General features: G+C 73.5%; 13 protein-coding genes. 2 read left to right on the top strand and 11 right to left on the bottom strand.

Going from position 1 to position 12,113, the window contains the following annotated elements; genetic code table 11:
- Positions 1–2 precede the first annotated feature (2 nt).
- The 6 genes from ACWDR0_RS21355 to ACWDR0_RS21330 all read right to left on the bottom strand — a co-directional run bounded on the left by ACWDR0_RS21355 (position 3) and on the right by ACWDR0_RS21330 (position 5,656).
- Positions 3–545, bottom strand: a complete 543-nt coding sequence (locus ACWDR0_RS21355; RefSeq protein ID WP_456353297.1) for a methylated-DNA--[protein]-cysteine S-methyltransferase — start codon at positions 543–545, stop codon at positions 3–5.
- Positions 542–2,050, bottom strand: a complete 1,509-nt coding sequence (locus ACWDR0_RS21350; RefSeq protein ID WP_456353296.1) for an AlkA N-terminal domain-containing protein — start codon at positions 2,048–2,050, stop codon at positions 542–544. The genes ACWDR0_RS21355 and ACWDR0_RS21350 overlap by 4 nt, the downstream gene beginning before the upstream one ends.
- Positions 2,051–2,242: 192 nt before the next feature.
- Positions 2,243–2,557 carry a hypothetical protein gene (locus tag ACWDR0_RS21345; protein WP_456353295.1) on the bottom strand — a complete coding sequence of 105 codons (315 nt, stop codon included), beginning with the start codon at positions 2,555–2,557 and terminating at the stop codon, positions 2,243–2,245.
- A gap of 88 nt (positions 2,558–2,645) precedes the next feature.
- Positions 2,646–3,179 carry an O-acetyl-ADP-ribose deacetylase gene (locus tag ACWDR0_RS21340; protein WP_456353294.1) on the bottom strand — a complete coding sequence of 178 codons (534 nt, stop codon included), beginning with the start codon at positions 3,177–3,179 and terminating at the stop codon, positions 2,646–2,648.
- Positions 3,180–3,242: 63 nt separating this feature from the next.
- Positions 3,243–4,661 (bottom strand): phytoene desaturase family protein, encoded by a 1,419-nt coding sequence (locus ACWDR0_RS21335; protein WP_456353293.1) that lies wholly within the window; start codon positions 4,659–4,661, stop codon positions 3,243–3,245.
- Positions 4,662–4,834: 173 nt separating this feature from the next.
- Positions 4,835–5,656, bottom strand: coding sequence for an inositol monophosphatase family protein (locus tag ACWDR0_RS21330; protein WP_456353292.1), 822 nt, complete (start codon positions 5,654–5,656; stop codon positions 4,835–4,837).
- A gap of 123 nt (positions 5,657–5,779) precedes the next feature.
- Between ACWDR0_RS21330 and ACWDR0_RS21325 the strand changes: the two genes are divergently transcribed.
- Together ACWDR0_RS21325 and ACWDR0_RS21320 are read left to right on the top strand one after the other, a co-directional pair.
- Complete coding sequence (locus ACWDR0_RS21325; protein ID WP_456353291.1) at positions 5,780–6,604, top strand: TIGR02569 family protein; 825 nt, start codon at positions 5,780–5,782, stop codon at positions 6,602–6,604.
- Between the two features lie 188 nt (positions 6,605–6,792).
- On the top strand, positions 6,793–7,857 hold the full coding sequence (locus ACWDR0_RS21320; RefSeq protein WP_456353290.1) for a lipoyl protein ligase domain-containing protein: 1,065 nt from the start codon (positions 6,793–6,795) through the stop codon (positions 7,855–7,857).
- A 30-nt stretch (positions 7,858–7,887) separates the two neighbouring features.
- On the opposite strand, the gene ACWDR0_RS21315 is transcribed toward ACWDR0_RS21320, so the two are convergent.
- The 5 genes from ACWDR0_RS21315 to hydA all read right to left on the bottom strand — a co-directional run bounded on the left by ACWDR0_RS21315 (position 7,888) and on the right by hydA (position 12,045).
- A complete protein-coding gene (locus tag ACWDR0_RS21315; RefSeq protein WP_456353289.1) occupies positions 7,888–8,094 on the bottom strand; it encodes a hypothetical protein in 207 nt (68 codons plus the stop codon).
- Between the two features lie 130 nt (positions 8,095–8,224).
- Complete coding sequence (locus ACWDR0_RS21310) at positions 8,225–8,515, bottom strand: DUF2087 domain-containing protein (protein WP_456353288.1); 291 nt, start codon at positions 8,513–8,515, stop codon at positions 8,225–8,227.
- Positions 8,516–8,623: 108 nt separating this feature from the next.
- The gene (locus tag ACWDR0_RS21305) at positions 8,624–9,502 is read right to left on the bottom strand and encodes an aldo/keto reductase (RefSeq protein WP_456353287.1); all 879 of its coding nucleotides are present in this window, start codon (positions 9,500–9,502) and stop codon (positions 8,624–8,626) included.
- Positions 9,503–9,588: 86 nt separating this feature from the next.
- Positions 9,589–10,590, bottom strand: a complete 1,002-nt coding sequence (locus ACWDR0_RS21300) for a TIGR03842 family LLM class F420-dependent oxidoreductase (protein WP_456353286.1) — start codon at positions 10,588–10,590, stop codon at positions 9,589–9,591.
- A gap of 51 nt (positions 10,591–10,641) precedes the next feature.
- A complete protein-coding gene (gene hydA / locus ACWDR0_RS21295) occupies positions 10,642–12,045 on the bottom strand; it encodes a dihydropyrimidinase (RefSeq protein WP_456353285.1) in 1,404 nt (467 codons plus the stop codon).
- Positions 12,046–12,113 lie beyond the last annotated feature (68 nt).

Raw genomic sequence — 12,113 nt, 5'->3', positions numbered from 1 at the left:
GGCTAGAACAGCGCGTCCGGCTCGCCGTCCCGGCCCGATTCGAAGGCGAGGAGCCGCTGTTTGCGGGGCAGCCCGCCGCCGTAGCCGACGAGGCTGCCCCCGGCCCCGATCACCCGGTGGCAGGGGACGATGATGCTCACCGGGTTCTTGCCGTTGGCCAGGCCGACCGCGCGGGAGGCGCCGGGGTTCCCCAGGGCTTCGGCCAGCTCGCCGTAGGTGCGGGTCTCGCCGTACGGAATGAGCAGCAGTTGCGCCCAGACCCGGCGCTGGAACTCGGTGCCCGCGAGGTTCAGCGGCAGGTCGAACTCGGTCAGTTCGCGGGCGAAGTAGGCGTCGAGCTGGCGGACCGTCTCGCCGAACGGCTCCGCGGACGGCTCGCCGAAGGTCTCCTCGCCGGGGCGGTGGCGCTGGTCGCTCATGTACACGCCGCTGAGGACACCGTCGGTGGCGACGAGCGTGAGGGGGCCGTAGGGGCTCTCCATCACCAGGTGCTCGACGGCGGCCGCGGTACGGGGAGTGCGGGTCGGACGTGTCGTACGGGTCATGCCTGGACCTTCTCGTCGTACGGGAGGGAGTTGATCGGGTGGTCGTCGGTGGCCCACAGGTACTGGACGGCGTAGGCCCGCCAGGGCCGCCAGGCCGCGGCGTGCGCCGTGAGGGCGGCCGGGGTGGCCGGGAGCCCCAGTCCGGCGGCGGCGCGGCGGATGCCCAGGTCGGTGGGGAGGAAGGCGTCCGGGTCGCCGAGGGCGCGCATCGCGACGACCTCGACGGTCCAGGGTCCGAAGCCGGGCAGCGCGGAGAGCGCGGCGCGGGCCTCGTCCCAGTCGCTGTCCACACCGAGGCGGATACCGCCGCCGGCGAGCCCGGCGACCAGGTTGGTCAGGGTGGCGCGCCGGCTGCGGGGCAGGGCGAGGGCCTCCGGGTCGAGACCGGCCAGCGCGGCGGGGGTGGGGAAGAGCCTGCCGAGCCCGCCCTCGGGGTCCTCGACGGGTTCGCCGTGGGCGGTGACCAGCCGGGCGGCGTGGGTCCGGGCGGCGGCGGTCGACACCTGCTGGCCCAGTACCGCGCGTACGGCGAACTCCGCCGCGTCCACCGTCCTCGGCACCCGGCGGCCGGGGGCCTTGTCGACCAGGGGGCGGAGCAGCGGATCGGTGCGGAGCTGCTCGTCGACGGCGACGGGGTCGGCGTCGAGGTCGAGCAGCCACCGGGCGCGGCTGATGGCGATCGTGAGATCGCGGGTGTCGGTGAGGAACAGCCGGCAAGCGATGTGGTCGGGCCGGGGGGCCAGGGCGACGATGCCGTGCCCGTAGGGCAGGGCGAGGGTGCGCCGGTACGCGCCGTCGCGCCACTCCTCGACCCCCGGTACGGCGGTCGCCGCGAGATGGCCGAAGAGGTTGTCCGGGTTGAGCGGCGCGCGGAACGGCAGCCGGAGCGTGATCGCCCCGGGGGTGGCGGGCCCGGCCGCGGCGGCCGGGTTCCCGGCGCGCCGGGCGCTCCGGGCGCGCAGTTCGCCGGGGGCGAGTGCGAAGACCTCGCGGACGGTGTCGTTGAAGGTGCGTACGGAGGAGAATCCGGCGGCGAAGGCGATCTCCGCCATCGGCAGCGCGGTGGTCTCGATCAGTACCCGCGCGGTCTGGGCCCGCTGGGCCCGGGCCAGCGCGAGCGGTCCTGCGCCCAGCTCGGCCCGGAGCTGCCGTTCGATCTGGCGGGTGGAGTAGCCCAGCCGGGCCGCGAGCCCCGGTACGCCCTCGCGGTCGACGACCCCGTCCCTGATCAGCCGCATGGCCCGGGCGACGGTATCGGCCCGGGCGTTCCACTCGGGCGACCCGGGCGAGGTGTCGGGCCGGCACCGCTTGCAGGCCCGGAACCCGGCCTGCTGGCAGGCGGCGGCGCTGGGGTAGAACGTCATGTTCTCCGGCTTGGGCGGTACGACGGGGCAGCTCGGCCGGCAGTAGATCCGGGTGGTGAGTACGGCGGTGAAGAACCAGCCGTCGAAGCGGGCGTCCTTCGACTGCACGGCGCGTACACAGCGCTCGGTGTCGGTGTGCATGCCCCCAGCATCCTGCATCCCTCCCCGGGAGGCTGGCGGATTTCCGACATGGCCCTCGGGCGGGGAGCGGCCGGGCGCCGGGGGTCCCCCGGCTTGCGCCTCACACGGCGGCGAGCCGGACCCGGTCGCCGCGGGGGCCGCACGGTCGGGGTCACTGCCGTCTCGTCATCGGCAGACGGCCCGGCGAGCCCTTTACCGCCCAGGAGCCGGGCCTCTCGTGACTGAGCCTGTGGCGGGCCCGCGGGCGGGTTCGGCGAGGGCCTCGCCGAACACTTTCCGCGCCTGCCGGCGCGCGGACTCGGAGACAGGTCCGTTGCGGCGTTCGTAGTCGGCCAGATATTCGTCCAGCACCTGTCCCCGCAGCTCCCGCTCGACGGCGGCGGCGATGAGCGAGGCGGATTCCCTTGTGCCCGCTCCGGCGCGGGCGGCCTCAGCGGCCCCGTCGGGCAGCGAGGGGCCGGCCCCGGTGTCCGGCCCCTCGCCCGTGCCGTACGTCGTCTCTGGCATGGCTCCATTGTGGCGGCAAGCAGGACGCGGAAGGCCTCGCCGCCCGGCACGGATATCGGTCCCGGGCCCGGACCCGGCGCGCCGCGGCTCAGAGCGTTGTCGCGCGGAGGGCCGCGGCGAACTCCTCGTAGGCGTACTCGTCGAACAGGACGAAGCGGATCTCCTGCACCGGCGGGACCGCCGACTCGCGGACCGAGCGGACCGCGATCCGGGCCGCGTCGTCCATCGGCCAGCCGTAGATGCCCGTGGAGATGGCCGGGAAGGCGACCGTGCGGGCGCCCAGTTCCGCCGCCACCCGCAGCGACTCGCGGTAGCAGGAGGCCAGCAGTTCGCTGCGGTCGTGCTCCCGGGACCAGACCGGGCCCGGGGTGTGGATCACATGGCCCGCGGCCAGCTTTCCGGCCGTCGTCGCCACGGCCTGCCCGGTCCGCAGGCCCTTGCCGTAGTGGGAGGCGCGCAGGGCGCGGCAGGCCGCGAGGATCTCGGGGCCGCCCGCGCGGTGGATCGCACCGTCCACCCCGCCGCCGCCGAGGAGGGAGGTGTTCGCGGCGTTGACGATGACGTCGGCCTGCTGCTTGGTGATGTCGCCGCGCACGAGGACGATGGCGGGTCGCTGGGTCATGGCGTCATCATCCCATTGCGCGGACGGTGCCCGGCCCGCCCCCGGAGGGGACCGGACGGCCGGTCAGCCGGTGGCCCTGAGCCGCCGCCAGACGGCCTTCGCCGCCCAGTGGCCCGACATGCCGTGGACGCCGGGACCGGGCGGGGTGGCGGAGGAGCAGAGGAAGACCGCGGGGTGCGCGGTGGCGTACGGGACCCGGGCCAGTTTGGGCCGGAGCACGGTCTGGAGCCCGGCGAAGGCGCCGCACGCGATATCGCCGCCGACGTAGTTGGCGTTGCGGGCGGCCAGTTGCGGCGGCCCGGCGACGGAACGGGCGAGTACGAGATCGCGGAAGCCGGGCGCGAACCGTTCGATCTGGCGCTCGACCACCTCGGTGGCGTCGCCCTCCCAGCGGGCGGGCACATGCCCGTACGCCCAGAACACGTGCTTGCCCTCGGGTGCGCGCGCCGGGTCGACCAGGCTGGGCTGGGCCGTGATGAGGAAGGGGACGTCCGGATCGCGTCCGGTCACGGCGGCCTGGAGCGCGGCTTCGATCTCCTCCGCGGTGGGTCCGATATGGACGGTTCCGGCGGTACGGGCCTCCCGCGCGGTCCACGGCACCGGTCCCGACAGGGCGTAGTCGACCTTGAAGACGGAGGCGCCGTAGCGGTAGCGGTCGTAGGCGCCGCCGAGTCCGGCGATCCGGGCGAGCGCGGTCGGGGAGGTGTCGAAGACATAGGCGCGGGCGGGCGGGAGTTCGTCGAGCCGCTTGACCTCGGTCCCGGTGTGGATGGTGCCGCCCAGTTCGCGGATGTACGCGGCGAGGGCGTCCGAGATCGCCTGGGAGCCGCCGCGCGGCAGGGGCCAGCCCCGCTCGTGCGCGGCCAGGGCGAACATCAGGGCGATACCGGTGGTGGCGAGGCCCGAGCTGGAGGCGATGGCGTGGGCGGCGAGCCCGGCGAACAGCCCGCGCGCCTTCTCGCCGGCGAAGCGCCGCATCGTCCAGGTGGCGGGCCGGAGCGCGGTCAGCCCGAAGCGGGCGAAGCGGTACGGGTCCCGGGGCAGCCCGTCCCAGGGGACGCGGAGGAAGTCGGCGGCAAGGTCGTCCCAGCGGCCCAGGTAGGGCTCGACGAGACGCCGGTAGGTGCCCGCGTCCCGGGGACCGAACGACATGGCGCTCTCGCCGACGGAGCGGGCCAGGAAGGCGGCGGTGCCGTCGGGGAACGGGTGCGCGAGCGGCAGTTCGGGGTGGAGCCACTCCAGCCCGTACCGCTCCAGCGGCATCGCGGAGAAGGCGGGCGATCCGATCCCGAGGGGGTGCACGGCCGAGCAGGGGTCGTGCCGGAAGCCCGGGAGGGTCAGCTCCTCGGTGCGCGCACCGCCGCCGACGGTGTCGAGGGCCTCGAAGACGGCGACCGAGAATCCGCGGCGGGCCAGTTCGGCGGCGGCCGTCAGCCCGTTGGGGCCCGCACCCACGACGACGGTATCGAGCATCGACGGCACCTTCGGACTCCTTCGTCTTCGCCGGGTGACGGCCTCCAGGATATTCCGCCCGCCCGGGCGGGGGCCCGGCGGGCCGGGGCCGGGCGGGCGCGGGGCACGGAACCCGTACCCCGCGGCCCACGGGCCGGGCCTCAGGGCATCAGGGCCTCAGGGCCTCAGGGGGCATCAGGGCCTCAGGGCCTGAGCGCCGCCAGGACGCGCTCCGCCGTCGCCAGGTCACGGGCGGCCGTGAACGGAAGCGCGTTCCCGCCGCCGATCCGGAACGGCACTCCGTCGAGGGTCAGATGCGCGCCGCCCGCCTCGGTCAGCAGCAGCAGGCCGGCCGCGTGGTCCCAGGCGGCCTCCCAGGAGAAGGCGACCGCGTCCAGCTCGCCGGCGGCCAGGGCGAGGTACTCCATCCCGGCGGCGCCGCAGGGGCGGGGCCGCATACCGGGATTCTCCAGGCCCAGGAGCGCGCGCTTCTGGGCGCCGGTCGTGTAGTCGGGGTGGGAGGTGGCCACGGAGAGCACGGCGTCCGGGCCCGGGGACCCGGACTCCAGCGGCACCCCGTCGAGACGGGCCCCGCCGCCGCGGACGGCCACCGCGAGCTGGTCGAGTGCGGGGGCGTACGTCCACGAGGCGAGCAGCTCACCGCGGTGGGCCAGGGCGACGAGCGTGCAGAAACGCTCCTCGCCGCGGACGAACTGGCGGGTGCCGTCGACCGGGTCGACGATCCAGACCGGCGCGTCGCCGTTGACGGCGTCGTACACGGACGGATCGGCGTGCACCGCCTCCTCGCCGACGACCACCGAGCCGGGCAGCAGCGCGGTCAGGCTCGCGGTCAGATGCTCCTCGGCGAGCCGGTCGGCGGCGGTGACGAGGTCGTGCGGTCCGCTCTTCTCGACGACCTCGTCCACGGCCAGTTGCCGGAACCTCGGCATGATCTCCGCGGCCGCGGCCTTGCGGACCGCCTCCTCGACGTCGGACAGGTCCCCCTGAAGAAAGTCTTCGATCATATGTCCAGCTAAGCACGGATGCGCGGGCTTCCGGAGACCGGCCGGGGCTCCGGCACCGGGAGTTCACCGCATCCCGGTGAAATGTTCCCCGTACGGGGCGAATCGCCCCTACCCTGCGGTGACATGGACCACATTTCCGCTCCCCCGGCCGCCGTACTCACCGCCTTCGGGGCCACCGCGCCCGCGGTACCGCTGACCGGCGGGCAGGGCGCCGTCACGGCGCTGCGCTACGGCGCCCTGGTGCTCAAGCCGGTCGCCCTGCCGGCCGGGGCGAACTGGTGCGCGGGCGTGCTCCACCATCTTCCCGACGGGGAGGGGTTCCGGGTGGCGCGTCCGGTGCTCGGGACCGACGGGACCTGGTCGGTGGACGGCTGGGAGGCCTGGCACTGGCTGCCGGGGGCGGCCGACCCGTACCGGCCCGACGAGGTGATCCGGGCGGGTACCGCGTTCCATGCCGCGCTGGCGGGCCTGCCCCGGCCGCGCTTCCTCGATGTGCGGGACGACCCCTGGGCCGCGGCGGACCGGCTGGCCTTCGGTACGGGGGACGGCGACGGCGGCTCGGGGGCCGCCGGGGCGCCGGGCGCGGTGCTGCTGAAGACGCTGCTGGCGGAGCGGCGGCCGGTGCGGTCGCCCGCCCAGCTCGTCCACGGCGATCTGCTGGGCAATGTGCTGTTCGCTCCGGGCACTCCCCCGGCGGTCATCGACTGGGCCGTCTACTGGCGTCCGGCCGCCTGGGCGGCCGCGGTCGTCGCGGTGGACGCGGTGTGCTGGTGGGAGCAGGGCGCGCCGCTGCTGGAGCGCTGGTCGGCGCTGCCGGAGTGGCGGCAGATGCTGCTCCGGGCGCTGGTGTTCCGGATCGCCGCGCACACCGAACCGCTGACCGGAGCGCAGGAGGGCGCCTACGCGAGGGCGGCGGAGCTGGTGCTGCGGACGGCGGAGGGTTCCTGAGGGCTCGCCCGGCCGGGGCCGTACGGGGGCGGGGGACGAGGGCCGTACGGGGGACCGGGGCCGTACGGCCTGCCGGCCGGGGAACATCCCCTCCGGTGGAGCCGTTGTCCGGAAGGAGGCCCGCGCACGTCCCGGACCTGCGGGACCGGTGGCGCGGGCAAGGCCAGGCAGAGGCAAGTGGGTGTGCGGTGCACGGAGAGTACAAGGTCCCGGGCGGCAAGCTGGTGGTCGTCGATCTGGACGTGGCGGACGGCAGACTGAAGGACGTCCGGGTCAGCGGTGATTTCTTCCTGGAGCCGGACGACGCCATCACCGGGATCGACGCGGCGCTGGAGGGCGCCCCGGCGGATACGGACACCGCCGGACTGCGGGCCCGGATCGAGGCGGCGCTGCCGCCGTCCGCGGTGCTGTTCGGGTTCACCGCGGAGTCGGTGGCCGTGGCGGTGCGCCGGGCGCTCGCGCAGGCCACCGACTGGCGGGACTACGACTGGCAGCTCGTCCACGAGCCGCCGCAGCCGCCCGCCCTGCATATGGCGCTGGACGAGGTGATCACGGCCGAGGTGGCGGCCGGCCGGCGGCCGCCGACCCTGCGGGTCTGGCAGTGGGACTCCCCCGCCGTGATCATCGGCAGCTTCCAGTCCCTGCGCAACGAGGTCGACCCGGAGGGCGCGGCCCGGCACGGGGTGACGGTGGTCCGGCGGATCTCCGGCGGCGGCGCGATGTTCGCGGAGCCGCACAGCACCATCACGTACTCCCTCTCGGTGCCCGATTCGCTGGTCTCCGGGCTGTCCTTCGCCGACTCGTACGCCTATCTGGACGACTGGGTCCTCGGGGCCCTCGGCGATATGGGCATCCGGGCGTGGTACCAGCCGCTCAACGACATCGCGACGGAGATCGGGAAGGTGGCGGGGGCCGCGCAGAAGCGGATGGTCGGCCCCGACGGCGGCCCGGGCGCGGTGCTGCACCATGTGACGATGGCGTACGACATCGACGCCGACAAGATGACCGAGGTGCTCCGCATCGGCCGGGAGAAGCTCTCGGACAAGGGCACGAAGAGCGCGAAGAAGCGGGTGGACCCGCTGCGGCGGCAGACCGGGCTGCCGCGCGAGACGGTGATCGAGCGGATGATCGACTCGTTCCGCGGGCGGTACGGGCTGACCGCGGGCAAGGTCACCGACGAGGAACTGGCGCTGGCCAGGGAGCTGGTCCGGACGAAGTTCGCGTCCGAGGAGTGGACGGCCCGGGTCCCCTGAGGCCCCGCCACCGGCCGGGGTACCCGCTGCTCACACTCTGCTGCGGTGCTTCCCCACCTCGGCGGCGCCGACGAGCAGGATCCCGGCGACGAGCAGCACGATGTACCCGGCGACGGACAGATCCCAGTACTGGTGGACGACTCCCCAGGGGCCGTCCCCGAAGAGCAGCCCTCCCGCTCCCAGGGCCCCTTGGATCCCGGCCACCCATCCGACGATTTCGAGCACGGCGTTCTTCATGCCTCCAGCGTCCCCCGGGGCGGGCCGGGTCGCGTCCTGCCCGGGGTGGAGGGAGGGGTAGGCCGAAGGATGCAGTGCCGGGGCCCGGCGAGTGCGACCGGAGCGCCGCGGACCCGACGCCGCGGCCCTTCTAGGCCGCGGCGTCGGCGGGGGCGTCCCGCCAGTAGGCCCGCCCGTCCCGGCTCCGCCGGAGCAGTCCCTCGGTCACCAGATACCGCCGCAGGGCGGCATGGTCGTCGTACACCCGGCCGAGCCGTTCGTTGACCTCGCTCTCCCCGTACTCCCGCCCGGTGTCGAAGAGCGTCCCGGCCAGATGCTCCAGCAACTCCCGCCGCCGCGCCACCTTCCGCGGCACGGCTGTCAGCCGCCCGTTCGAGAAGAGCGCGTCCACACCCCGGTGCCTGTTCCGTCCGTTGTCCATACGGGGACTCTCGCCGAACCGGCCGGTGGGGGCAACGGATTTACCGCTCCGCAGGGACCTCACGGGGCCTCGGCCGCCGGAGGCGCGGCCGGCACCGGACCCCGCCGGTCACGACTCCAGCGCGGTGTCACCCAGTTCCTCGTAGGCGGCGTCGTCCAGGGTGAGCAGGGCGGCGTGGAGGTTCTCCTCCAGGTGGGCAACCCGGGAGGTGCCGGGGATGGGGAGGACGACGGGTGAGCGGCGCAGCAGCCAGGCCAGGGCGAGCTGGGAGGGGGTCGCGCCGTGGGTCTTCGCCAGGGTGTCGAGCGGGCCGCCCGCGCGGGCCAGACGGCCGGTGGCCATCGGGAACCAGGGGATGAAGCCCAGGTTCTCCCGTTCGGCGTAGTCCAGTACGTCCTCGGCTCCCCGGTCGGCGAGGTTGTACAGGTTCTGTACGGAGACGATGTCCGCGATCGTACGGGCTTCGTCGAGCTGCGGGACCGTCACCTGGGAGAGTCCGATATGGCGGATCTTGCCCTCCTGCTGGAGCAGGCGCAGCTCGCCGAGCTGGTCGGCCAGGGGGACCTTGGGGTCGATGCGGTGCAGCTGGTAGAGGTCGATGCGCTCGACACCGAGGTGACGGAGGCTCAGTTCGGTCTGCTGCCGCAGGTACTCCGGCCGGCCCAGGGGCTGCCAGGCGTCCGGGCCCGAGCGGGCGAAGCCGCCCTTGGTGGCGATCACCAGGTCCGCCGGGTAGGGGTGGAGTGCCTCGCGGATGAGCTGTTCGCTGACGAAGGGGCCGTAGGAGTCGGCCGTGTCGATGAGGTTCACGCCCAGCTCGACGGCGCGGCGCAGGACCCGTACGGCTTCGGCGGGATCCTTCGGCGGTCCCCAGACGCCGGGGCCGGTGAGCTGCATCGCTCCGTAGCCGAGCCGGTTGACGGGGAGGTCGCCGCCGATCCGGAAGGTACCGGAGGCGTCCGCGGGACGCTGTGCTTCCTGGGCCATGGTCTGCCTCTCGCTGTCGGAGCGCCGTCCGGGGGTACGGGGCCGTGCGGTTGGCGCGGGCATCGGTGCCCGCGCCGCGGACGGTGTCAATCGGCGAGCGCCGGGATGACGTGTTCACCGTAGACGTCGATGACGTGTTCGCGGGCGTCGTGCATGTTGTACACGGCGAACTGGTCGACCCCGAGGTCGCGCAGGGTCCGGAGTTTCTCGATATGGGCCTCGGCTGGGCCCAGCAGACAGAAGCGGTCGACGATCTCGTCGGGGACGAAGTCGGTGGACGGGTTTCCGGCGCGGCCGTGGTGGCTGTAGTCGTAGCCGTGCCGGGACCTGATGTACGAGGTGAGGGCCTCGGGCACCAGCCCGGAGTGCTCGCCGTAGCGGGCCACCAGGTCGGCGACATGGTTGCCGACCATCCCGCCGAACCAGCGGCACTGGTCGCGGGCGTGGGCCAGGTCGTCGCCGATGTACGCGGGGGCCGCCACGCAGATGGTGAGGGCGTCCGGGTCCCGGCCGGCCTGCTCGGCCGCCTCCCGTACGGCACGGATCATCCACTCGGTGAGATAGGGGTCGGCGAGCTGGAGGATGAACCCGTCGGCCTTCCGTCCGGTCAGGGCCAGCGCCTTCGGTCCGTACGCGGCCATCCAGACGGGGAGCCTGCCGTCCCGGATCCAGGGGATGCGGACCGGGCTGCCGTCGACGACGGCCTCGCGGCCCTCGGCGAGGTCGCGGATGACGTCGACGGCCTCGCCCAGCCTGGCGAGGGTGTTGGGCCTGCGTCCGGCGACCCGCATCGCGGAGTCGCCGCGGCCGATGCCGCAGACCGTGCGGTTGCCGTACATGTCGTTGAGGGTGGCGAAGGTGGAGGCGGTCACCTCCCAGGTGCGGGTGCCGGGGTTGGTGACCATCGGGCCCACGATCAGCTTCTCCGTGGCCGCCAGGATCCGGCTGTGGATGACGAACGGCTCCTGCCAGAGCACCGCCGAGTCGAAGGTCCAGCCGTAGCGGAAGCCGTTGCGCTCGGCCCGTTCCATCAGGCCGACGACCTCCGAGGCGGGCGGGTCGGTCTGCAATACCAGGCCGAAGTCCATGGGACGGCTCCTTGCTGTGTGCTGCGTGTTGCGTGCGTGCGTGTGCCGGGCTTACAGGTACTGGCAGGTGGCGCGGGCGAGGAAGGTCCCGTGGCCGGCCCGGCCGGTGTAGCTGCGGCGGTCGACGACGAGTTCGCCCCGGGAGAGCACGGTCTCCACCTGTCCGGTGATCCGCTTGCCCTCGTACACCGAGTAGTCGACGTTCATATGGTGGGTTTCGGCGGAGAGGACCTGCTCGGTGTGCGGGTCGTAGACCACGACGTCCGCGTCGGCGCCCGGTGCGATCGTGCCCTTCTTCGGATAGAGGCCGAACATCCGCGCCGGGGAGGCGCAGGCGATCTCGATCCACCGGCGGCGGCTGATATGTCCTTCCACCACGGCCTGGTGGAGCAGGTCCATCCGGTGCTCCACCCCCGGCAGCCCGTTGGGGATCTTCGAGAAGTCCCCGCGCCCCAGCTCCTTCTGGCCGGTGAAGCAGAACGGGCAGTGGTCGGTGGAGACGACCTGGAGGTCGTTGGTGCGCAGCCCGCGCCAGAGCGCCGCCTGGTGGTCCACCGGGCGCAGCGGGGTGCTGCACACGTACTTGGCGCCCTCGAACCCGGGGCGCGCGAGGTCGTCGGTGGAGAGGAAGAGGTACTGCGGGCAGGTCTCGCCGAAGACGGGGAGGCCGAGGTCCCGGGCGGTGGTGAGTTCGGCGACCGCCTCCTGGGCCGAGACGTGCACGACATAGAGCGGGGCGCCCGCGACCCGGGCCAGCTGGATCGCCCGGTGGGTGGCTTCGGCCTCCAGCAGGGCCCTGCGGACCTCGCCGTGGTAGCGGGGGTCGGTGTGCCCGGCGGCCAGGGCCTGTTCGACGAGGACGTCGATGGCGATGCCGTTCTCCGCGTGCATCATGATCAGCCCGCCGTTCCCGGCGGCGCGCTGCATGGCCCGGAGGATGCGTCCGTCGTCGCTGTAGAAGACGCCGGGGTAGGCCATGAAGAGTTTGAAGGAGGTGATGCCCTCCTCGACCAGCCGGTCCATCTCGTTCAGGGACCTCTCGGTGACATCGGAGAGGATCATATGGAAGCCGTAGTCGATGGCGCAGTTGCCGTCGGCCTTGGCGTACCAGGCGTCGAGGCCCTCGCGCAGTGAGCGGCCGACGGACTGGACGACGAAGTCGACGATGGTGGTGGTGCCGCCCCAGGCGGCGGCGCGGGTGCCGGTTTCGAAGGTGTCGGAGGCGTAGGTGCCGCCGAAGGGCATCTCCATATGGGTGTGGCCGTCGACTCCGCCCGGGACGACGTACTTCCCGGTGGCGTCGATGACCCGGTCGGCCGTCCAGGCCCCGGCGGCGCCGGAGCCGTGGGCGGCGAGGGCGGCGATCCGCCCGTCTTCGATCAGGACGTCGGCATGGGTCTCTTCGGCGGCGGTGACCACCAGTCCGCCGCGGATCAGGGTGCGGGTACTGCTCATGGCGGGCGCTCCCTTGCGTACGGGACGGTTGGGTGACGGACGGTTCGGTGAGGGATGGTTGGGTGACG

The organism is Streptomyces sp. NPDC003691, from assembly GCF_053981115.1.
The sequence above is the reverse complement of the archived record's forward strand: the minus strand, read 5'-3'. Positions and strand labels throughout refer to the sequence as shown.

Coding starts and splice junctions, on each gene's coding strand:
- ACWDR0_RS21305 (WP_456353287.1), bottom strand. CDS start 9,502: ATGGCCCAGGAAGCACAGCGTCCCGCGGACGCCTCCGGTACCTTCCGG.
- ACWDR0_RS21330 (WP_456353292.1), bottom strand. CDS start 5,656: ATGATCGAAGACTTTCTTCAGGGGGACCTGTCCGACGTCGAGGAGGCG.
- hydA (WP_456353285.1), bottom strand. CDS start 12,045: ATGAGCAGTACCCGCACCCTGATCCGCGGCGGACTGGTGGTCACCGCC.
- ACWDR0_RS21345 (WP_456353295.1), bottom strand. CDS start 2,557: ATGCCAGAGACGACGTACGGCACGGGCGAGGGGCCGGACACCGGGGCC.
- ACWDR0_RS21340 (WP_456353294.1), bottom strand. CDS start 3,179: ATGACCCAGCGACCCGCCATCGTCCTCGTGCGCGGCGACATCACCAAG.
- ACWDR0_RS21310 (WP_456353288.1), bottom strand. CDS start 8,515: ATGGACAACGGACGGAACAGGCACCGGGGTGTGGACGCGCTCTTCTCG.
- ACWDR0_RS21355 (WP_456353297.1), bottom strand. CDS start 545: ATGACCCGTACGACACGTCCGACCCGCACTCCCCGTACCGCGGCCGCC.
- ACWDR0_RS21300 (WP_456353286.1), bottom strand. CDS start 10,590: ATGGACTTCGGCCTGGTATTGCAGACCGACCCGCCCGCCTCGGAGGTC.
- ACWDR0_RS21350 (WP_456353296.1), bottom strand. CDS start 2,050: ATGCACACCGACACCGAGCGCTGTGTACGCGCCGTGCAGTCGAAGGAC.
- ACWDR0_RS21315 (WP_456353289.1), bottom strand. CDS start 8,094: ATGAAGAACGCCGTGCTCGAAATCGTCGGATGGGTGGCCGGGATCCAA.
- ACWDR0_RS21325 (WP_456353291.1), top strand. CDS start 5,780: ATGGACCACATTTCCGCTCCCCCGGCCGCCGTACTCACCGCCTTCGGG.